Consider the following 22,080-nt stretch of genomic DNA (forward strand, 5'->3'; position numbering starts at 1 on the left):
CCCCCGGGTTTCCCGCATAAAAACTTGCAATTTATTTATAAATAGGTTTTACTTAGTTTTGATAATGGATATGTTGTTATAAAGCAGATGTTATACGGGTGAACAACGCCAATAAATCCGTATAAGTTGAACATTGCGTGAGAGGAAGTGTCCGTTAGTGAGTAACTCACTCCAATTAAAGATGGACCCTGAAAAAATCAGGGAAATGCCATTGGTGGATTTGGCCTTTGCGGTATTGAAGGCGGCGAATGCGCCATTTTATTACCTTGACCTGATGAAAGAGGTTGCCAAGCTTCGCGGCTTGACGGAAGAAGAAATCAAAGAAACCGTTGCGCAGCTATATACAGAAATCAATATCGACGGCCGGTTCGCGTGCGTCGGTACCAACCTTTGGGGACTTAAACGCTGGTATCCGATCGACCGCTCGGAGGATCCGATCTCGAGCTCGAAGCGTCCGCGCATCATCAACGATGACGACGACGAGGATGAGGACGACGAATTCATCGATGAGGACGACAGCTTCAATCCGGACGATACCGAAGAAGATTTCGACCGCATCGACGAGGACCATGACGATATTTACTCCGACGACGATTCCGAAGACGAAATCGAAGATGAGGACATCATCGAGGACGAAGATCTGGACGAAGAAGAAGATCTGGACGAAGACGACGAGGATTTGGCCGACGATTCCGACGATGACGATAAATATTAATCCGTTTGCCATTCTCTCTTGACAGAGGACAAGGCAACGAGTAAACTATTGCATGGGCTTATGATTGAGATTTAAATATGCGTAAAATAATAAAAAGTGCCCCGTCCTACGGGTGTCACTTTTTTTGTTTTTTTGGGGCAAAACGGGCTGCATTTCAGGCTGTTTTGCTTCTGTAGAATGGACTCGCTCGTTAAAAGTTCACTCTATATAGATGCCGGATTACCTCATTGTGCCATTTGATTTCAAATGGCGCATTGTTGTTCAAGCGGACGGTAAAGCAATATCACCGGCGCGGCCGTTTTTCGGGTGGAATTCATGAAAAAGGGTTACGCTAAACATCATATGTCGCCTGAATTTACTGGAACTTTAATAGGAGGGTTTTTATAGTGACAAAGTATATTTTTGTGACGGGCGGGGTAGTGTCGTCCCTGGGTAAAGGGATTACGGCGGCTTCTCTGGGCAGACTGCTGAAAAACAGAGGATTAAAGGTTACGATCCAGAAATTCGATCCTTATTTGAACGTGGATCCGGGCACCATGAGTCCTTATCAGCATGGCGAAGTGTTCGTTACCGACGACGGAGCCGAAACGGACCTCGATTTGGGGCATTATGAGCGATTTATTGACATCAACCTGTCCAAGAACAGCAACGTCACCACAGGCAAGGTATATTCGTCCGTTATCAGCAAGGAACGCCGCGGCGAATATTTGGGCGGTACCGTTCAGGTTATCCCGCATATCACCAATGAAATCAAGGAACGCGTATTCCGTGCGGGCCGCGAAGCCGGCTCGGACGTCGTCATTACGGAGATCGGCGGTACGGTAGGCGACATCGAAAGCTTGCCGTTCCTGGAAGCCATCCGTCAGATCAAAAGCGAAATCGGCCGAGAGAACGTGATGTACATCCATGTGACGCTGATTCCTTACATTAAAGCGGCGGGCGAAGTGAAAACGAAACCGACGCAGCACAGCGTGAAGGAGCTTCGCAGCATCGGGATCCAGCCGAACGTGATCGTTTGCCGCACCGAGCATGAATTGTCCGCCGACATGAAGGCCAAAATCGCCCTCTTCTGCGACATCGACGAAAGCGCGGTCGTGGAATGCCGCGATGCGTCCACGCTGTACGAGGTTCCATTGAATCTGCGCGACGAAGGTTTGGACGAAATCGTCGTCAACTACTTGAAGCTGACGACGCCGAAACCGGACATGACCGAATGGGAAAGCCTCGTCGACCGGATCAACAAGCTGGAAAAAACGGTCGAAATCGCGATCGTCGGCAAATACGTCGCTCTTCACGACGCTTATTTGAGCGTGGTCGAATCGCTCTCCCATGCCGGATTTGAGGCAAACGCCGACGTGAAAATCCGCTGGGTCAACGCAGAGGAAGTGACCGACCAGAACGTGGACGAGCTGCTGGGCGGAATCGGCGGCATTCTCGTGCCGGGCGGTTTCGGCGACCGCGGCATCGAAGGCAAGGTTTCCGCCATCCGTTATGCGCGCGAGAAGCAAATTCCGTTCTTCGGCATCTGCCTCGGCATGCAGGTTTCGGTTATCGAATATGCCCGTTCGGTCCTCGGAATGGACGACGCGAACAGCTCCGAGATCAATCCGGCTACCCCGTATCCGGTCATCGACCTGCTGCCTGAGCAAAAGGATATCGAGGACCTGGGCGGCACGATGCGCCTTGGCTTGTATCCATGCAAGCTGGCCGAAGGCTCGCTGGCGATGAAATGCTACAATGACGAGCTTGTGTACGAAAGACACCGCCACCGGTACGAGTTCAACAACCAATACCGCGAAGCGATCGAAAAAGCAGGCCTGCGCATTTCCGGTACTTCCCCGGACGGCCGCCTGGTCGAAATCGTGGAGCTTCCGGAACACCCATGGTTTTTGGCCGTACAGTTCCATCCGGAATTCACGTCCCGGCCAAACCGTCCGCAGCCGCTTTTCCGCGAATTCGTCAAAGCGTCGATTAACTATAAAACGATCTAATATCCATTTGAAAAAAGGACCTTTTGTTACAGGTCCTTTTTTCATTTTTGCGCAGAGGAAGGAATTCGTAACTAGAGAGCGAATAACATTAACTGGATATATTTCGCAACGATTAACCAATAAATGTTAAATTCAAGGATAGGCAGGGTTAGGCGATGTTGGGAGGTTTGCTGAAGTGGATAAGAAGAAAGTATTGATTGTCGATGACCAGAACGGAATACGCATCCTGTTAATGGAAGTGTTCAGCAGCGAAGGTTATACGACGTATCAGGCGGCCAACGGAAAAATCGCGTTAGAGATCGTGGAAAAGGATGCGCCCGATTTGGTTCTGCTCGATATGAAAATCCCGGGGATGGACGGACTCGAAATTTTGAAGCATATTAAGGAAATGAACCCAGCCATCAAAGTGATCATGATGACCGCCTACGGCGAGCTCGACATGATCAAGGAAGCGACCGAGCTGGGAGCCTTGATGCATTTTACAAAGCCGTTTGACATCGATGAAATGCGGGTTGCGGTGAACATGCAGCTGAAACACAACCCTGTTCAATCCGGATGACGGAAGAGGATTCTGCTTAGGCAGAATTCTTTTTTTTGCCTTCGTCTATCAAGGGGCAAAGCTTATTTTCAATTGCTTGTTTAGCATTTGGAACATGATGTGGTATAATAATCCCGAATAAGAGAAGTCGGCTTTAAACCATAGACAAAACGATGACTTTAGGAGGATTGAAACCATGCCATTGGTATCGATGACTGACATGTTAAACAAGGCGCTTGCAGGGAAATACGCGGTAGGTCAATTCAACATCAACAACCTTGAATGGACCCAGGCGATCCTTCTCGCTGCCGAAGAAGAAAAATCTCCTGTGATTCTCGGCGTATCCGAAGGTGCTGCCCGTCATATGAGCGGTTTCTATACGGTAGTGAAAATGGTGGAAGGCCTTATCCATGACCTGAAAATTACGGTTCCCGTAGCGATCCACCTGGACCATGGTTCCAGTTTCGAAAAATGTAAAGAAGCGATCGACGCCGGATTTACGTCCGTTATGATCGACGATTCCCACAGCCCGATCGACCACAACATCGAAACGACGAAAAAAGTGGTTGAATATGCGCATGCCAAAGGCGTTTCCGTTGAAGCCGAAGTAGGCACTGTCGGCGGACAAGAAGACGACGTGATCGGCGGCATCATGTATGCCAAGCTGGAAGACTGCATCCGCATCGTCAAAGAAACAGGCATCGATACCCTTGCGCCTGCGCTCGGTTCCGTACACGGCCCTTATCAAGGCGAACCGAACCTCGGGTTCAAAGAAATGGAAGAAATCAAAAATGCGACGCAAATTCCGCTCGTTCTTCATGGCGGTACCGGCATTCCTACGCATGACATCCAAAAAGCCATCTCTTTGGGCACATCCAAAATCAACGTAAACACCGAAAACCAAATCGAATTCACGAAAGCCGTTCGCGAAGTGCTTGCCGCAAAACCGGACGTATACGATCCTCGTAAGTACATCGTGCCTGGACGCGACGCCATCAAAGCAACCGTCATCGGTAAAATCCGCGAGTTCGGCTCGAACAACAAAGCGTAACCTGCGTTTTTCGTTGTTTCTGTGCTTTGCCGCACAAGAGAGCTTACGTGTTGTTTGAAATGAAGATGGACAGCCCCCGGCCAGGGGCTGTCCTATTGAATAGGTTGAAATGGAGAGCACACCGCTTAGCCGGTGTTTTTCCATTTCATCAACCAAAATGAACACCAAACGATTTTGCTGCTGCGAAGTAAGTGGGGGGAACCTAAAACGTATGGAAAAATTGATGATAAGTGGTGGACGCCCACTTCATGGTGCCGTGACGATTAGCGGAGCCAAAAACAGCGCCATTGCCCTGATTCCTGCCGCGATTTTGGCCGAGTCCGAAGTCGTGCTCGACAATCTGCCTCTTCTGAGCGACGTGGCGGTATATGCCGAGATTTTGGAGGAGCTGGGCGCAAAAGTAACCTGGAAGGAAAGCCAAATGGTCATCGACCCTTCCGATATCAAGTCGATTCCTATGCCAAACGGCCCCGTCAAAAAGTTAAGAGCTTCTTATTACATGATGGGAGCCATGCTTGGCCGTTTCAAAGAAGCGGTCATCGGTCTTCCCGGGGGATGCAACTTCGAACCCCGCCCGATCGACCAGCATATTAAAGGATTTGAAGCATTGGGCGCAACCGTGACCAATGAACATGGGGCGATTCACCTTCATGCAAAGGAATTGAAGGGCGCCAAAATTTATTTGGACGTATCCAGCGTGGGTGCGACGATTAACATTATGCTGGCGGCTGCCAAAGCCAAAGGCTCCACAATTATCGAAAATGCGGCCAAAGAGCCTGAGATTATAGATGTAGCAACGCTTCTTAATTCCATGGGCGCCGTTATCAAAGGCGCAGGAACCGAAACCATTCGCATCGAAGGCGTCTCCGAACTGCACGGCTGCCGCCATTCCATCATCCCGGACCGGATTCAGGCAGGCACGTACATGATCGCGGCTGCCGCCACGCGCGGGGATGTGCTGATCGACAACATCATTCCCAAACACCTTGAAGCGCTGACGGCCAAGCTGATCGAAATGGGGGTCGGGATCGAGGAACTGGATGAAAGCATCCGCGTCATCGGTCAGCCCAGCTATGGCCATGTCGACGTGAAAGCACTGATTTATCCAGGATTTGCTACAGATTTACAATCGCCGATGACCAGCTTGCTGACGCAGGCCGAAGGCGTAAGCGTACTGAGCGATTTCGTCTACAGCAACCGGTTCAAACATGTGCCCGAACTCGTCCGGATGGGCGCGAAGATCCGGGTGGAGGGCCGTTCGGCCATTATCGAGCGAAGCCGTCTGAACGCGGCCAAAGTCAAGGCGACGGACCTGCGCGCCGGAGCGGCGCTGGTGATCGCCGGCCTGACGGTCGAAGAAGGGGTCACCGAAGTGACGGGCGTCGAGTTCATCGACCGGGGATACGACCATTTGGTCACCAATCTCCGGATGTTAGGTGCGGATGTATGGCGTGAAAAGGAATAAATGGCATACGGAAGGGGATTTTGCGTTTTTCGCGAATTCCATTAGGGTATAACGTTTTTGCGAAAAAATTGCATATCTCCTTCCCATTTGGGTAATGCTATCTTAATAAGGATTTTCATAGACTGATAGAACAATATTTCGTACGACAGGACTTATAAAATTGAATAGGTGGTTATTACATGGATTTGCAAATTGCCGATTTGGAAGAAATGAAGCTGACCGATCTGTACAAGCTTGCAAAGAAGTACCAGATCCCGTATTACGGCCAGCTGAAGAAAAAAGAGCTGATTTTTGCCATTTTGAGAGCACAGGCAGAGCACAGCGGACTCATGTTCATGGAAGGGGTTCTGGAAATCCTCCCGGAAGGATACGGGTTCCTCAGACCGATCAACTATTTGCCGAGCACCGAGGATATTTACATTTCGGCCTCGCAGATCCGCAAATTCGATCTTAGAACAGGAGACCTGGTCTCAGGGAAATGCCGGGCGCCTAAAGAAAATGAACGTTACTTCGGCCTGCTGCAGGTCAATGCAGTCAATGGAGAAAACCCGGAAACAGCCGCGGAACGTCTTCACTTCCCTGCACTCACACCTCTTTTTCCGCAAAAGAAGCTCGTGCTTGAAACATCCCCTAACCATTTGTCTACACGGATTATGGACTTGCTCGCTCCCGTCGGTTTGGGACAGCGCGGTTTGATCGTCGCACCTCCGAAAGCAGGTAAAACGCTCCTCTTAAAGGAAATTGCCAACAGCATCTCGACCAACAATCCCGAAATCGAACTGTTTGTACTGCTCATCGATGAACGTCCCGAGGAAGTGACGGATATGCAGCGTTCCGTTAAAGGTGAGGTGGTTGCTTCGACGTTCGACGAACTCCCGGAGAACCATATCAAAGTGGCGGAGCTTGTGCTTGAGCGTGCGCTGCGACTGGTGGAGCATAAGAAGGATGTCGTTATTTTGATGGACAGCATTACCCGCTTGGCGCGTGCCTATAACCTGGTTATTCCGCCATCCGGACGCACGCTGAGCGGCGGTATCGATCCGGCGGCATTTCATCGTCCCAAACGCTTTTTCGGTTCCGCGCGGAACGTGGAGGAAGGCGGCAGCCTGACCATTTTGGCGACGGCGCTGATCGATACCGGTTCGCGGATGGACGACATCATTTACGAGGAATTTAAAGGAACGGGCAACATGGAGCTGCATCTCGACCGCAAATTGGCGGAACGCCGCATTTTCCCTGCGATCGACATCCGCCGTTCGGGCACGCGCCGCGAAGAGGTGCTGCTGACGAAGGAAGAGCTGGATACGATTTGGGCGATCCGCAAAAACATGAATGAATCGGCCGACTTTGTGGAAGGATTCCTGAAAAAGCTCCGGGACTGCAAAACGAATGCGGAATTTTTGGCATCCTTCGACGTCAGCGGCGTGAGCAACGGCAAAAGCTCGGGCAGCAGCCATGGCGGAGGAAACCGGAGAAGCTCTAGACCCGCTGCGGCTTCGGTGCCGCTCACATAAATACTTTTACGAACAAAGAGGAGAACACCATGTACCTGGTATATGCAGATGAGAAAGGCAATGTATACGACCATCCTTCGCTTTACGGGCTTGCCCGCAGCGGCGACATGATCGTGGAAATTTTGGAGGATGAGCTGATCCCGCTGCCGGAAGGAGCCACGCTGGTCGGCTTGCCGAATACGCGGGCCATCGGCATGGACCCGGAGACCGGGGAAATGATGCCTCTGCCCGGGGGAGGCCAAGCCGTAGGGGCTCTCCTGCCGCAAGGGTATACCCGGCTGTGCCTGCCCGGCTACGTGAAGACGGATAAAGACTATAAGCTGCCGCTGTTCGGATATTCCGCCGTGGTGTGGAAGGACGGGGGGTTCTATACGACCGCGCGCCTCACCGACGACCCGGAAAAGTGGAATCCGCTGAACTGCGATCTCGATGAGCTTAAGCTGGGCGTTAAAAACCTTAGACAGAAATATCCGGAAAACCGGCTGTACGAGCATTTGTCCAACTGCGCGCTGGGATACGAATGCCTGACCGCTTCCAATACGTTTTTGAACCGCTGGGAAGGCGCCGTTCCGGTGTCTTATTCCTGCAACGCGGGTTGTTTCGGATGCATCTCCGAACAGCCGGACGACAGCGGTTTTGTGGCTCCGCAGACGCGCATGAACTTCAAACCGAAGGTAGAGGAGCTCGTCCAGATCATGCTGGAGCACCTGAAGACGCCGGAATCGATTATCAGCTTCGGGCAGGGCTGCGAAGGCGAGCCGTCCACCCAGGCAAAGATCATTATCGAGGCGATCCGCGAGGTCCGCTCCATCACCGATATGGGGTATATCAATATCAATACGAACGCGGGTTTGACGGATTTTATCCGCGGCATCGTCGATGCAGGACTCGACCTGATGCGGGTCAGCACGATCAGCGCGCTGGACGATCATTACAACGCATATTACAAACCGCGCAAATACACGCTGGCGAATGTGGAAAAATCGTTGAAATACGCTTCCGACCAAGGCGTGTACACATCGATCAACTACCTTATCTTCCCGGGCGTGACCGATCGCGAGGAGGAAATCGAGGCCATGATCGAATTCGCCCGCCGCACGGGGCTGAAGCTGATTCAAATGCGCAATTTGAACATCGATCCGGAGAGTTACCTGGAGCTGATTCCGCCTGCCAAAGGGGAAATCCTCGGCATGAAACAGATGATCGAGATTTTCCAGGCCGAGCTGCCTGACGTTGTCATCGGTTCGTATACCCATGTGCCTCCCGAAGGCATGAGAAGGCCGAAAAAGCCAGTTTTGGCGCGGGACTAACAGATTCTAACATTTCGTTGATTATTGCGTTTGTCCCTGTTATAATATAAGTATTGTGTCATTATAACTCTGTGTACGCATGAGACTCAGGGCAAAAAGAGGTGAAAGACATGAAACAAGAGGTTCAACCAAAATACCACGTAACGACCGTAACATGTGCTTGCGGCAATACGTTCGAAACGGGTTCCGTTAAAGAGGATCTGCGCGTTGAGATTTGCTCCAACTGCCATCCGTTCTTTACAGGCAAACAGAAATTCGTGGATGCCGGCGGCCGTGTTGATAGATTTAAAAAGAAATACGGTATCTAATACGCATACAACCAATCCCTTGTCCGCACCGCGGGCGAGGGATTTTTTTCTATTGCGAATCGGCGCTTCGAACGGAGTAGATCATGACCGCGGCAGTATTTTTGAAGCGTGCCGATTAGCTGCGTCCAATGAATTTTCGACGGTTGTTTTGTGCCAACTTTTGCTGCGGGTTGCACTTTGCCCTGAAATGAACTATACTAATCCTTGCCGTGCTAGACGGGGAGGTAGCGGTGCCCTGTAACTCGCAATCCGCTGTAGCGAGGTTGAATTCCTGTTAGAGGTTTTGTTGATGTGAGGTTTGGTCCCTGCGTGCGATGTTGACGGTTGGGTCCTCCGCAATGAGCACTTGTGAACCTGGTCAGGTCCGGAAGGAAGCAGCCATAAGCAAGCCCGCTCTTGTGCCGGAGGGTGGCCTAGCCCGAGTCGTTGCTCAGGGGAGCCGCTTGGATCACAATAATCAATAACAGGTGCACGGTATTACATATCGTGAACCGGTAAGCATCTTTGCATTTGCAAGGATGCTTTTTTGTTTGGGTTCTTTTATCACAATTCTGGGCTCAATGTCAAAAAAAGCGAATTCATCAAAATCGGTTAGACGTTTTGTATGGCGCCGGATTATAGTATAATGATGAAGCGACGAACATGCACGCAAGTGGAAGTTGAAAGAGGGTATAGCAAGTGAAACATATAGCGCTCTACCGTGCCTGGAGGCCGCAGGCGTTTCAGGACATGGTTGGACAACAGCATATTATTCAGACGCTGCAGAACGCCATCCGCGAGCAGCGGGTTTCCCATGCTTACCTGTTCAGCGGTCCGCGCGGAACCGGTAAGACCACGACCGCCAAGGTGCTTGCCAAAGCAGTCAACTGCGAACGCGGTCCGGCGCCGGAGCCGTGCAACGAATGCGAATCCTGCCGGAGAATAACGGCGGGGGCGGTCATGGACGTACAGGAAATTGACGCCGCCTCGAACCGTGGCGTCGAAGAAATCCGTGATCTGCGCGAGAAAGTAAAATATGCACCGACCGAAGTTCGGCAAAAGGTGTATATTATTGACGAAGTGCATATGCTGACGACAGAAGCGTTTAACGCGCTGTTAAAGACATTGGAGGAGCCGCCTCCGCACGTCATGTTTATATTGGCGACGACGGAGCCCCACAAGCTGCCGGCTACCATCATTTCGCGCTGTCAGCGTTTCGATTTCCGCAGGGTATCCCTGGAGGAACAAACGCAGCGGCTTGCGCAAATCGCCAAAGAAGAAGGAATGGAAGCCGAAACCGAGGCCCTTCAGTATATAGCCCGCTTATCCGATGGCGGCATGCGGGATGCGCTCAGCATTTTGGATCAGATTGCATCTTTTACGGGCGGTCATGTATCCTATGAACAAGTGCTGAGCATGACCGGCGGCATCGCCTCCGAACAGTTCGGCAGACTTGCCGGCGCGATTCAAAAAGGCGATGCGGGTCTAGTGCTGCAGATCGTGGAAGAATTCATGCAGGAAGGCAAAAGCGCCGACAAATGCATGGAAAACCTGCTGTACTACTTCCGCGACCTGCTCATGATCCAAATGATTCCGAACGTTACCCAGCTGACGGACCGGGTGCTTCATCCGGAGGAATATAAAGAAATGGCTGCTTCTTTTACGAGGCAGCAGCTGTTTCATATGATCGATACCTTGAACCGCTATCAAAGCGAGATGAAATATTCTTCGCAGCCGCAAACCTTGTTTGAGGTGGCGCTGCTCAAGCTTTGCGGCATTCCGCAGGGAAGCGCGGCCGAATTCGATCAGCCGCAGGCCCGGCAGACGTCCGCAGCGCCCGCGGATTCATCCGAAGTGAACCAGCTGAAGCGCCAAGTAGCTGCGCTGGAGAAGAAGCTGGAGAAGCTTATTCAGGGCGGTTCCGTGCCATCCGGCGCTGCTTCGGGGGCCCCTGCGCGTGCGTCCCAGCCTGCTCCGCGGATGTCGTCCGCGGCCAAAATCCCGGCCAATTTGGATCAGTTCCTGGCCCGCAAGAGCAGCCCGGAATTTGTGGAAGTGCAGCGGCAATGGGGACAGGTCCTCCAGGGCGTCAAGGACGAGAAGGTAACCGTCCACGCCTGGTTTATGGACGGAGATCCGGTATCCGTGTTGGAGGATGCGGTGTTGGTGGCTTTTAAAAACAACATCCACCGCGAAACGACGGAGAAGCCCGCGAACAAGCAGGTGATCGAAGGCGTGCTCCACGACAAGCTCGGCAAGCCTTACCATCTGGTGACGATGATGCAGAGGGATTGGGCTGCGGCCATTGAGGGCGCCGGCACCCAGCAGAAAGAGGAACTGAAGCTGGAACACGAGCATGAGGGCAAGGATCCGAACGAAAAGCCATGGATTGATGAGGCGCTCCAGATGTTTGGAGAAGATCTCGTGATCATAAAAGATTAACCCGCGCATGATGCGCGCCAATACCCCAATCATTTTTAAGAGGAGACGATACGTATGAATAATATGAACCAAATGATGAAACAGGTTAAAAAAATGCAGGAGCAAATGCTGAAGGCCCAAGAAGCCCTTGCCGAGAAAAAGGTTGAAGGCAGCTCCGGCGGCGGCGTGGTTACGGTGGAAGTGAACGGCCATAAAAAGGTGCTTTCCATCACCATCAAACCGGAAGCCGTTGATCCGGACGACGTTGAAATGCTGCAGGACCTTGTGCTGACAGCCGTTAACGATGCATTGACCAAAGCGGACGATATCGCCAACGCCGATATGAGCAAATTCACCGGCGGCATGAAAATTCCTGGATTGTTCTAATTGAAGGCAGAAGGAGAGGCCTAACGTTTTGTATTATCCCGAACCGATCGCCAAGCTGATCGACGCATTCACGCGATTGCCGGGCATCGGGCCGAAGACTGCGGCCCGCCTGGCGTTTCACGTGCTTAATATGAAGGAAGACGACGTCATCGATTTTGCCAAGGCACTCGTCAGTGTGAAGCGCAATCTCCACTACTGCTCTGTCTGCTGCAACATTACGGACACCGACCCTTGCCGGATTTGCCAGGATAAGACCCGGGATTCGTCCGTCATCTGCGTGGTGCAGGATCCGAAGGACCTTGTGGCCATGGAACGGACCAAAGAGTTTAACGGGTATTATCACGTCTTGCAGGGCGCCATCTCGCCGATGGAGGGAGTGGGCCCGGATGACATCCGGCTGAAAGAGCTGTTGACGCGCCTCAGCGATGAACGCGTGAAGGAGCTTATTTTGGCGACGAATCCGAATATTGAAGGCGAAGCGACCGCAATGTACATATCGCGGCTCGTTCGTCCCTTTGACCTTGTCGTTACGCGAATTGCCCATGGCCTGCCGGTGGGCGGGGATTTGGAATACGCCGACGAAGTCACCCTATCCAAGGCGCTGGAGGGCCGGCGTCAATTGTAATCGATGTTTCAATGGAACTGCACGTTTAAAGGAAGTCCCGGGCCGGGGCTTCCTTTTTTGGTTCTAAGTTTGTCCTTCGTCCCGTATGAATGAAAATGGAGAGCGGTTAGGCGGTTGGATCACTATTCATTTTTATGGATTGGGGGCTTGGGTGATGGCGTGGTTCCGGAACAAAAACCCGAAAGTGCCTGCATGGCAGCTGAAGCAGAAGCAGGATGAAGAATTGGCGGTTTTTATGGATGTGCGCAAGGCGCAGAGGGAGTGGGAGCAGGCGAGGCTCTTTTTTGAAGAAGCGGAAGGCGAGGAACAGATCGATTACGCGATCTACATGCTGGAAGCGGCGGAGCTCAAGTACCAGATGCATTTAAGGGCCGCTAAACGGATGGGGTTGAATCGCATTCAGCTTCCGGCACAGCAAAGGGCGGAGGCAGAGGCATAGCAGGCGTAAAAACCATTCACTGAATTTGGCATCGCCGTTTCTGTAAAACCAAGGAGGGAAAAAGAATGAAGCTGGTCGTCATGGGAATAATGACGGTATCGTTGTTGCTGCTCCTGTTGATCGTGTTCCGGAAAAAAATCGGCTTCGGGTGGCTGACAATGTTCGGAACGCATCTGGTGCTCGCGTCGCTGGGCTTGTATCTGGTGAATTACTCGGGTCTGATCCCGGAGGTGTACATCCCGTTGAATCCGACTACGGTGGGAACGGTGATGGTTTTGGGGCTGCCGGGAGTGGCACTTTTGTTCGGTTTAAAAATATCTTTGATGGGGTAGTTGACGGACCTCTATGTTCTGTGGTACATTATATCTCGCCCCTTTCAAAAAGGTACAAGCTTACTGAACGGTAAGCAAGGTAAAAAACTTTTTTAAAAAAAGTACTTGACGAAATGATGGGCAGCATGATATATTATAAGAGTTGCTGCTGAGATAAAAGATAGCGACGAAAACGAAAGAATTTGATCTTTGAAAACTGAACAACGAGTGAGATATGAGGTTTCGGCAACGAAACCGAAACGCGAAGCAAATCGGTCCAAGCCTATGGCTGGATGGTTTGTGGAGCAAACAATGAGAATTAAATTCTCGTCAGATTCAAAATGAGTCACAAACTTTCTTGGAGAGTTTGATCCTGGCTCAGGACGAACGCTGGCGGCGTGCCTAATACATGCAAGTCGAGCGGACTTGATGAGGAGCTTGCTCCTCTGATGGTTAGCGGCGGACGGGTGAGTAACACGTAGGCAACCTGCCCGTAAGACCGGGATAACTACCGGAAACGGTAGCTAATACCGGATAATTTATCGCTTCGCATGGAGCGGTAATGAAAGACGGAGCAATCTGTCACTTACGGATGGGCCTGCGGCGCATTAGCTAGTTGGTGAGGTAACGGCTCACCAAGGCGACGATGCGTAGCCGACCTGAGAGGGTGAACGGCCACACTGGGACTGAGACACGGCCCAGACTCCTACGGGAGGCAGCAGTAGGGAATCTTCCGCAATGGGCGAAAGCCTGACGGAGCAACGCCGCGTGAGTGATGAAGGTTTTCGGATCGTAAAGCTCTGTTGCCAGGGAAGAACGTCGGGTAGAGTAACTGCTATCCGAGTGACGGTACCTGAGAAGAAAGCCCCGGCTAACTACGTGCCAGCAGCCGCGGTAATACGTAGGGGGCAAGCGTTGTCCGGAATTATTGGGCGTAAAGCGCGCGCAGGCGGTCACTTAAGTCTGGTGTTTAAGGCTAGGGCTCAACTCTAGTTCGCACTGGAAACTGGGTGACTTGAGTGCAGAAGAGGAAAGTGGAATTCCACGTGTAGCGGTGAAATGCGTAGAGATGTGGAGGAACACCAGTGGCGAAGGCGACTTTCTGGGCTGTAACTGACGCTGAGGCGCGAAAGCGTGGGGAGCAAACAGGATTAGATACCCTGGTAGTCCACGCCGTAAACGATGAATGCTAGGTGTTAGGGGTTTCGATACCCTTGGTGCCGAAGTTAACACATTAAGCATTCCGCCTGGGGAGTACGGTCGCAAGACTGAAACTCAAAGGAATTGACGGGGACCCGCACAAGCAGTGGAGTATGTGGTTTAATTCGAAGCAACGCGAAGAACCTTACCAGGTCTTGACATCCCTCTGAATCCTCTAGAGATAGAGGCGGCCTTCGGGACAGAGGAGACAGGTGGTGCATGGTTGTCGTCAGCTCGTGTCGTGAGATGTTGGGTTAAGTCCCGCAACGAGCGCAACCCTTGATTTTAGTTGCCAGCACTTTAAGGTGGGCACTCTAGAATGACTGCCGGTGACAAACCGGAGGAAGGCGGGGATGACGTCAAATCATCATGCCCCTTATGACCTGGGCTACACACGTACTACAATGGCCAGTACAACGGGAAGCGAAGTCGCGAGATGGAGCCAATCCTATCAAAGCTGGTCTCAGTTCGGATTGCAGGCTGCAACCCGCCTGCATGAAGTCGGAATTGCTAGTAATCGCGGATCAGCATGCCGCGGTGAATACGTTCCCGGGTCTTGTACACACCGCCCGTCACACCACGAGAGTTTACAACACCCGAAGTCGGTGGGGTAACCGCAAGGAGCCAGCCGCCGAAGGTGGGGTAGATGATTGGGGTGAAGTCGTAACAAGGTAGCCGTATCGGAAGGTGCGGCTGGATCACCTCCTTTCTATGGAGAATCGTTTCCTGCAACGGAAACATTCAAATATGCCGCAAGGCAAAACAATCTCACTCGTTGTCAGTTTTGAAAGAGCAAACCTCTTTCGAAATGCGTTTGGTGGCGATAGCGGAGGGGTTCCACGCGTACCCATCCCGAACACGACCGTTAAGCCCTCCAGCGCCGATGGTACTTGGACCGAAGGGTCCTGGGAGAGTAGGACGCTGCCAAGCGCAAACCCTTATGGGTTTACTCATCAAGAGTATATTAGGAAATGAATATGGGCCCTTAGCTCAGCTGGTTAGAGCGCACCCCTGATAAGGGTGAGGTCGGTGGTTCGAGTCCACTAGGGCCCACCATATAAATTTAATAAGCATATTTCCTATTACGGGGCCATAGCTCAGCTGGGAGAGCGCCTGCCTTGCAAGCAGGAGGTCAGCGGTTCGATCCCGCTTGGCTCCACCAATTATTCAATTTGATCCTTGAAAACTAGATAACGAAACGAATTTGCGTTTTAGAAATATCCTTTTAGCTGAACTTGTGTCAAAACAAGTTAGTAAAAGAGTAGCAGACGAGTGTTTGAATCGAAGAGCGACTTTGGCTTTGTGCGAAGCGCAAAACAACGGAGCGAAGCGAGACAAACAGGAGTCAAAGGTTAAGCTACTAAGAGCACACGGAGGATGCCTAGGCGCTAGGAGCCGATGAAGGACGTGGCGAACAACGATACTGCCTCGGGGAGCTGTAAGCAAGCTTTGATCCGGGGATGTCCGAATGGGGAAACCCGGCTGATGTAATAGTCAGTCACTCGCATCTGAATACATAGGATGTGAAGAGGCATACCAGGGGAACTGAAACATCTAAGTACCCTGAGGAAGAGAAAACAATAGTGATTCCGTCAGTAGCGGCGAGCGAACGCGGATTAGCCTAAACCGGTCAGCTTGCTGGCCGGGGTTGTGGGACGTCTCACATGGAGTTACAAAGGAACTGGTTAGGCGAAGAGGTCTGGAAAGGCCCGGCATAGAAGGTAAAAGCCCTGTAGCCGAAAGTCAGTTCCCTCCGAGACGGATCCCGAGTAGTGCGGGGCACGTGAAACCCCGTATGAATCTGCCAGGACCATCTGGTAAGGCTAAATACTCCCTAGCGACCGATAGTGAAACAGTACCGTGAGGGAAAGGTGAAAAGCACCCCGGAAGGGGAGTGAAATAGAACCTGAAACCGTGTGCTTACAAGAAGTCAGAGCCCGTTTTAGGGGTGATGGCGTGCCTTTTGTAGAATGAACCGGCGAGTTACGTTCCCGTGCAAGGTTAAGGTGAGAAGCCGTAGCCGCAGCGAAAGCGAGTCTGAATAGGGCGACGAAGTACGTGGGCGTAGACCCGAAACCGTGTGATCTACCCCTGTCCAGGGTGAAGGTGCGGTAACACGCACTGGAGGCCCGAACCCACGAATGTTGAAAAATTCGGGGATGAGGTGGGGGTAGCGGAGAAATTCCAATCGAACTCGGAGATAGCTGGTTCTCCCCGAAATAGCTTTAGGGCTAGCCTCGGTTGTACAGTCGTGGAGGTAGAGCACTGATTGGGTGCGGGGCCCGCAAGGGTTACCAAGTTCAGTCAAACTCCGAATGCCATAGACTGATTGACCGGGAGTCAGACAGTGAGTGCTAAGATCCATTGTCAAAAGGGAAACAGCCCAGACCATCAGCTAAGGTCCCCAAGTGTGTGTTAAGTGGGAAAGGATGTGGAGTTGCACAGACAACCAGGATGTTGGCTTAGAAGCAGCCACCATTTAAAGAGTGCGTAATAGCTCACTGGTCGAGTGACTCTGCGCCGAAAATGTAACGGGGCTAAACACACCACCGAAGCTATGGCTTGATCGTAAGATCAGGGGTAGGGGAGCGTTGTATACAGCGTTGAAGGTGTACCGGAAGGAGCGCTGGAGCGTATACAAGTGAGAATGCCGGTATGAGTAACGAAAAGATCAGTGAGAATCTGATCCGCCGAAAGCCCAAGGTTTCCTGAGGAAGGCTCGTCCGCTCAGGGTAAGTCGGGACCTAAGGCGAGGCCGAAAGGCGTAGTCGAAGGACAACAGGTTGAAATTCCTGTACCACCGTAAACCGCTATGAGCGATGGGGTGACGCAGGAGGGTAGTGACGCAGACTGATGGATGTCTGTCCAAGCAGTGAGGCTGATGTGTAGGCAAATCCGCACATCGTTAAGGCTAGGCTGTGACGGGGAGGGAAAATTACAGTACCGAAGGTCATGATCTCACACTGCCAAGAAAAGCCTCTAGCCAGGTGAAGGTGCCCGTACCGCAAACCGACACAGGTAGGCGAGAAGAGAATTCTAAGGCGCGCGGAAGAACTCTCGTTAAGGAACTCGGCAAAATGACCCCGTAACTTCGGGAGAAGGGGTGCCCCGGTAGTGTGAATAGCACGAGGGGGCCGCAGTGAAAAGGCCCAAGCGACTGTTTAGCAAAAACACAGGTCTGTGCGAAGCCGTAAGGCGAAGTATACGGGCTGACGCCTGCCCGGTGCTGGAAGGTTAAGGGGAGCGGTTAGGGAGTAATCCCGAAGCTGTGAACCGAAGCCCCAGTAAACGGCGGCCGTAACTATAACGGTCCTAAGGTAGCGAAATTCCTTGTCAGGTAAATTCTGACCCGCACGAATGGCGTAACGACTTGGGCGCTGTCTCAACGAGAGATCCGGTGAAATTTTAATACCTGTGAAGATGCAGGTTACCCGCGACAAGACGGAAAGACCCCATGGAGCTTTACTGCAGCTTGATATTGGATTTGGGTACGATCTGTACAGGATAGGTGGGAGCCTTTGAAGCATGAGCGCCAGCTTGTGTGGAGGCGACGTTGGGATACCACCCTGATCGTATCTAGGTTCTAACCTGGTACCGTGATCCGGTACGGGGACAGTGTCAGGCGGGCAGTTTGACTGGGGCGGTCGCCTCCTAAAGAGTAACGGAGGCGCCCCAAGGTTCCCTCAGAATGGTTGGAAATCATTCGAAGAGTGCAAAGGCAGAAGGGAGCTTGACTGCGAGACCTACAAGTCGAGCAGGGACGAAAGTCGGGCTTAGTGATCCGGTGGTACCGCATGGAAGGGCCATCGCTCAACGGATAAAAGCTACCCTGGGGATAACAGGCTTATCTCCCCCAAGAGTCCACATCGACGGGGAGGTTTGGCACCTCGATGTCGGCTCATCGCATCCTGGGGCTGAAGTAGGTCCCAAGGGTTGGGCTGTTCGCCCATTAAAGCGGTACGCGAGCTGGGTTCAGAACGTCGTGAGACAGTTCGGTCCCTATCTGTCGTGGGCGTAGGAAATTTGAGAGGAGCTGTCCTTAGTACGAGAGGACCGGGATGGACGTACCGCTGGTGCACCAGTTGTTCCGCCAGGAGCATGGCTGGGTAGCTACGTACGGACGGGATAAGCGCTGAAAGCATCTAAGCGTGAAGCCCCCCTCAAGATGAGATTTCCCAGTATGTAAGACCCCTTGAAGACGACGAGGTAGATAGGTTGGAGGTGGAAGTGCAGCAATGCATGGAGCTGACCAATACTAATCGGTCGAGGGCTTATCCTAAAAGCTTTCTGAAAGAAAGCTCGCTACGGAAGCATATGCTTGTTAAAACGCAAACGTTTCGTATCTAGTTTTCAGGTGATCAAACATCTGATGGAAATATCTTTACGTATATACAGCGATATGCTTGGAGAGATACCCAAGTGGCTATAAGGGGACCCTCTGCTAAGGGGTTAGACTGCGTAAGCGGTGCGAGGGTTCGAATCCCTCTCTCTCCGCCATTGTATACTACGAAAGATATATAAATATGGCGGCGTAGCTCAGCTGGCTAGAGCGTACGGTTCATACCCGTGAGGTCGGGGGTTCGATCCCCTCCGCCGCTACCATACATATTTTGGAGACTTAGCTCAGCTGGGAGAGCATCTGCCTTACAAGCAGAGGGTCGGGGGTTCGATCCCCTCAGTCTCCACCATATACGCCGGTGTAGCTCAATTGGTAGAGCAACTGACTTGTAATCAGTAGGTTGGGGGTTCAAGTCCTCTCGCCGGCACCATTTGAATAATGCGGAACCGTGGTGTAGAGGCCTAACATGCCTGCCTGTCACGCAGGAGATCGCGGGTTCGAATCCCGTCGGTTCCGCCATTCAATTCAATTGAAAACGGATTTCCACAAAGGAAAGTGGGAAGATGAAACATCCACCACTTTATTTTTTTTGTAAGGCTCGGTAGCTCAGTCGGTAGAGCAGAGGACTGAAAATCCTCGTGTCGGCGGTTCGATTCCGTCCCGAGCCACCTTATATGGAGGCTTAGCGAAGTGGCCAAACGCAGCAGACTGTAAATCTGTTCTCGTACGAGTTCGGTGGTTCGAATCCATCAGCCTCCACCAGTTTTATGAGCCATTAGCTCAGTTGGTAGAGCACCTGACTTTTAATCAGGGTGTCGAAGGTTCGAGTCCTTCATGGCTCATCCGAAAGACCATTAACCATTCCGGTTGATGGTCTTTTTTGTTTTTACCCAAACGAATTCGTTTCTGCATCCGGCTGGAGACTTGTTTACAAATAAAATCCGTTTTTCGGAATTTGTCTCGCAATATGATAAAATAAGAAACAAAAAAACGGCAAAGTGGTGGATCGCATCGATGGTGGAGATGGAAACATTACGTACCAAATTGGAACAGATCGTTGGAGCGCCTTTAAGCATCAAGCAATTAACCAAACAGCAATCCGAAATGGTATTGGATCACGCCGAACGGCAAGAGACGGAACAAGCCGTCGATCACGGCGGACAGAACACGGGAAAGAAACGGAGACTCAAAGCTTCGGTCATCGTTGATGACAGCGTCTGGTACCCTCTGTACGCGAAAAGTGGGCACATCCATGTGTTGGAGGCTCCCATGCGGGAAATCAGCGAGGAGTCGAGGCAGCTTATCGAGCTGCTTATTACTCAGGTTAGGCCGCAAAACGACGAACCCACGGTCCAGGCCGAGGAAGAACGCGAAGTCATGCGTTTTAGCGCTTGGCTTATGGAACAGTTGGATCAGGAGCGCGGCGACAGCGAGGTACCCGATGATTTGGATCTTAAACGGCGTTTGATCGGCGAGATGATTCCGTTTCTGCTGACGTCGGAAAGCGTTCATGCCGTTGAAGTGAACCGTACGCAGCTGAAAAGACTGCTAAAGAGCTATTTTGACGGGGAAGTGGTGCTTGTACCCCTCCGCAGCCATGAGTGGCTGATTTTGGCCAAAAAAGAACTGGTCATCGGCGCAGGGGAGGAGAAAGACGAAGACAACCTTGAATCCGAGACGGACCTGCTTTCGGCTTTTGGTTTAGGTTTGTATGAGCTGATCGCCAATGAATGGGTGGGGACCTTCCATTTGTCGGTAGCGCCATCCATTATGCCGGTCAAGTCGCTTCCTTCTGCGGTAAGCCTTCTCCGGGAGACGATTTTTTTGGGACGGACCTTCCATGTCGCCAAACACGTCCATTTCCCTTGGGAGCTGCTGCTGGAGCGCTTGATATACAGCATCCCTCTGGATCAGCGCAGGCAGTTTTTGGAGCAGGCAGGGGATTACGGAGTCTTGTTTTCCGACAATGAAACCTTATCGACGCTCGAAACCTTCTTCCAGCTGGACTGCAACGTAAGCGAAACGGCCAAACGGTTATATATTCACCGAAACACGCTTTTATACCGCCTGGATAAGATCAAGCAAGAGACCGGACTGGACGTCAGAAGCTTTGGGGACGCGGTTTTAGTGAAGCTGACGATGTTATTGTATAAAGTAACGAAAAGAAAATAGGTTTTTTGTGCAGTTTGTGTATAGCCAGTCTGTAGGGGTTGGGTTATTATAATACTATAAAAATGTATTCGATTTCATAATATACACTTAAGGGGGCAAATCTCATGGCAGGTGTACGTTTAGAGCATATTTTCAAAAAATATCCGGGTTCCGACAAAGCAACGGTTAAGGATATCAGCCTTGATATTCAGGACAAGGAGTTTTTGGTACTGGTAGGTCCGTCCGGTTGCGGTAAATCGACGACCCTTCGTATGATCGCCGGTTTGGAAGAGATCTCGGAAGGCAAGCTTTACATCGGCGACCGCGTCGTGAACGACGTCGCTCCTAAAGACCGCGATATCGCGATGGTATTCCAGTCTTACGCTTTGTATCCTCACATGAACGTATATCAAAACATGGCATTTGGCCTGAAGCTGCGTAAAGTGAAGAAAGACGAAATTGACAAACGTGTACGTGAAGCAGCCAAAATCCTCGACATCGAGCATTTGCTTGACCGCAAACCGAAGGCTCTCTCCGGTGGTCAGCGTCAGCGTGTGGCCTTGGGCCGCGCCATCGTGCGTGATCCGCAAGTCTTCCTTATGGACGAACCGCTTTCCAACTTGGACGCTAAACTTCGCGGTCAAATGCGCGCGGAAATCACGAAACTGGTTAAACGTCTTGAAACCACTTGTATTTACGTAACGCACGACCAAACGGAAGCCATGACCATGGGCGATCGTATCGTTGTTATGCAAGACGGCATCATTCAACAGGCTGCTTCTCCGGAAGTATTGTACAACAGCCCTCAAAACCTGTTCGTTGCCGGATTTATCGGTTCCCCTACGATGAACTTCATCAACGGTACGCTGTCTGAGTCCAACGGAACCGTACGTTTCCGTTCGGAAGGTCTGGACGTTGAAGTTCCAGGCGGAAAAGCACAGCTTCTGAAAAGCAAAGGCTACATCGGCAAAGAGGTTATCATGGGCGTTCGTCCTGAAGATATCCACGAAGAGCCCGTGTTCATGGAAGCTTCTCCAAACACGATCTTCACTTCCCATGTAGACGTTACGGAAAACCTGGGCCACGAAATGCTCCTCTACCTGAGCGGCGTTGGCAGCGACACGGTCATCGCCCGCGTCGACGGACGTTCCAACACCCGTGAAGGAAGCAGCGTTCGCCTTGCCATCGATATGAACAAGATTCATATCTTCGACAAAGAATCCGAATTGAACGTATTGTTGACGGACTAATCCAGGCGGTACGCCTGAAACCCAAAGCCGCCCTTAGGGGCGGCTTTTTATATTGGATTCGAGCGGCATAAGATCCGGCGGCTCAC

Annotated in this window: 15 protein-coding genes, 10 tRNA genes, 3 rRNA genes and 1 other RNA gene; all 29 read left to right on the top strand. The window is 51.7% G+C overall.

The genetic code is table 11. The features are described from left to right. Nucleotides 1-157: 157 nt before the first annotated feature. The 29 genes from rpoE to NYE48_RS00720 all read left to right on the top strand — a co-directional run bounded on the left by rpoE (nt 158) and on the right by NYE48_RS00720 (nt 21,994). Nucleotides 158-715 (top strand): DNA-directed RNA polymerase subunit delta, encoded by a 558-nt coding sequence (gene rpoE / locus NYE48_RS00580; RefSeq protein ID WP_340996208.1) that lies wholly within the window; start codon nt 158-160, stop codon nt 713-715. A 386-nt stretch (nt 716-1,101) separates the two neighbouring features. After that, nucleotides 1,102-2,706, top strand: a complete 1,605-nt coding sequence (locus tag NYE48_RS00585) for a CTP synthase (protein WP_340996211.1) — start codon at nt 1,102-1,104, stop codon at nt 2,704-2,706. 175 nt (nt 2,707-2,881) lie between these two features. Then, nucleotides 2,882-3,265: a response regulator gene (locus NYE48_RS00590; RefSeq protein ID WP_212952358.1), complete on the top strand. Its 384-nt coding sequence runs from the start codon at nt 2,882-2,884 to the stop codon at nt 3,263-3,265. A 175-nt stretch (nt 3,266-3,440) separates the two neighbouring features. After that, a complete protein-coding gene (gene fba, locus NYE48_RS00595) occupies nt 3,441-4,295 on the top strand; it encodes a class II fructose-1,6-bisphosphate aldolase (protein ID WP_036714881.1) in 855 nt (284 codons plus the stop codon). A gap of 211 nt (nt 4,296-4,506) precedes the next feature. Further along, nucleotides 4,507-5,760, top strand: coding sequence for a UDP-N-acetylglucosamine 1-carboxyvinyltransferase (locus NYE48_RS00600; RefSeq protein ID WP_036714882.1), 1,254 nt, complete (start codon nt 4,507-4,509; stop codon nt 5,758-5,760). Between the two features lie 179 nt (nt 5,761-5,939). Next, on the top strand, nt 5,940-7,274 hold the full coding sequence (gene rho / locus NYE48_RS00605; protein ID WP_036714884.1) for a transcription termination factor Rho: 1,335 nt from the start codon (nt 5,940-5,942) through the stop codon (nt 7,272-7,274). 29 nt (nt 7,275-7,303) lie between these two features. Continuing rightward, nucleotides 7,304-8,584 (top strand): radical SAM protein, encoded by a 1,281-nt coding sequence (locus NYE48_RS00610; protein WP_212952357.1) that lies wholly within the window; start codon nt 7,304-7,306, stop codon nt 8,582-8,584. A gap of 110 nt (nt 8,585-8,694) precedes the next feature. Further along, on the top strand, nt 8,695-8,892 hold the full coding sequence (rpmE, locus tag NYE48_RS00615; RefSeq protein WP_036714885.1) for a 50S ribosomal protein L31: 198 nt from the start codon (nt 8,695-8,697) through the stop codon (nt 8,890-8,892). Between the two features lie 207 nt (nt 8,893-9,099). Then, nucleotides 9,100-9,367, top strand: an RNA gene (gene ffs, locus NYE48_RS00620) — signal recognition particle sRNA large type. A 203-nt stretch (nt 9,368-9,570) separates the two neighbouring features. Then, a complete protein-coding gene (gene dnaX / locus NYE48_RS00625; RefSeq protein WP_340996216.1) occupies nt 9,571-11,313 on the top strand; it encodes a DNA polymerase III subunit gamma/tau in 1,743 nt (580 codons plus the stop codon). A 54-nt stretch (nt 11,314-11,367) separates the two neighbouring features. Continuing rightward, entirely contained in the window at nt 11,368-11,679 is a 312-nt protein-coding gene (locus NYE48_RS00630; protein ID WP_036714889.1) for a YbaB/EbfC family nucleoid-associated protein, read from the top strand. 28 nt (nt 11,680-11,707) lie between these two features. After that, a complete protein-coding gene (gene recR, locus NYE48_RS00635) occupies nt 11,708-12,304 on the top strand; it encodes a recombination mediator RecR (RefSeq protein WP_036714891.1) in 597 nt (198 codons plus the stop codon). Between the two features lie 154 nt (nt 12,305-12,458). After that, on the top strand, nt 12,459-12,743 hold the full coding sequence (locus NYE48_RS00640) for a DUF2508 family protein (protein ID WP_036714892.1): 285 nt from the start codon (nt 12,459-12,461) through the stop codon (nt 12,741-12,743). A 65-nt stretch (nt 12,744-12,808) separates the two neighbouring features. Further along, complete coding sequence (locus NYE48_RS00645) at nt 12,809-13,075, top strand: pro-sigmaK processing inhibitor BofA family protein (protein WP_036714894.1); 267 nt, start codon at nt 12,809-12,811, stop codon at nt 13,073-13,075. A gap of 334 nt (nt 13,076-13,409) precedes the next feature. After that, a 16S ribosomal RNA gene (locus NYE48_RS00650) occupies nt 13,410-14,963 on the top strand. A gap of 104 nt (nt 14,964-15,067) precedes the next feature. Continuing rightward, nucleotides 15,068-15,184, top strand: a 5S ribosomal RNA gene (rrf, locus tag NYE48_RS00655). A gap of 49 nt (nt 15,185-15,233) precedes the next feature. Further along, nucleotides 15,234-15,310 (top strand) — tRNA-Ile (locus NYE48_RS00660). Nucleotides 15,311-15,340: 30 nt separating this feature from the next. Then, nucleotides 15,341-15,416, top strand: a tRNA-Ala gene (locus NYE48_RS00665). Between the two features lie 188 nt (nt 15,417-15,604). Next, nucleotides 15,605-18,533 (top strand): 23S ribosomal RNA (locus tag NYE48_RS00670). Together the 16S, 23S and 5S rRNA genes with 10 tRNA genes alongside form the textbook arrangement of a ribosomal RNA operon. Before the next feature lie 126 nt (nt 18,534-18,659). Further along, nucleotides 18,660-18,751: transfer RNA gene (locus NYE48_RS00675), tRNA-Ser, on the top strand. Between the two features lie 28 nt (nt 18,752-18,779). Then, nucleotides 18,780-18,856 (top strand) — tRNA-Met (locus NYE48_RS00680). 10 nt (nt 18,857-18,866) lie between these two features. Continuing rightward, nucleotides 18,867-18,942: transfer RNA gene (locus NYE48_RS00685), tRNA-Val, on the top strand. 5 nt (nt 18,943-18,947) lie between these two features. Continuing rightward, nucleotides 18,948-19,023: transfer RNA gene (locus tag NYE48_RS00690), tRNA-Thr, on the top strand. A gap of 12 nt (nt 19,024-19,035) precedes the next feature. Further along, nucleotides 19,036-19,112 (top strand) — tRNA-Asp (locus NYE48_RS00695). A 76-nt stretch (nt 19,113-19,188) separates the two neighbouring features. Beyond that, a tRNA-Phe gene (locus NYE48_RS00700) sits at nt 19,189-19,261 on the top strand. 8 nt (nt 19,262-19,269) lie between these two features. Beyond that, a tRNA-Tyr gene (locus NYE48_RS00705) sits at nt 19,270-19,355 on the top strand. Between the two features lie 7 nt (nt 19,356-19,362). Next, nucleotides 19,363-19,435: transfer RNA gene (locus NYE48_RS00710), tRNA-Lys, on the top strand. A 181-nt stretch (nt 19,436-19,616) separates the two neighbouring features. Further along, on the top strand, nt 19,617-20,765 hold the full coding sequence (locus NYE48_RS00715; protein WP_246536953.1) for a PucR family transcriptional regulator: 1,149 nt from the start codon (nt 19,617-19,619) through the stop codon (nt 20,763-20,765). A gap of 104 nt (nt 20,766-20,869) precedes the next feature. Then, a complete protein-coding gene (locus NYE48_RS00720) occupies nt 20,870-21,994 on the top strand; it encodes an ABC transporter ATP-binding protein (protein WP_036715626.1) in 1,125 nt (374 codons plus the stop codon). Nucleotides 21,995-22,080: the final 86 nt, after the last annotated feature.

This window comes from Paenibacillus sp. FSL M7-1455, assembly GCF_038004655.1.
GTDB lineage: Bacteria > Bacillota > Bacilli > Paenibacillales > Paenibacillaceae > Paenibacillus_AQ > Paenibacillus_AQ cookii.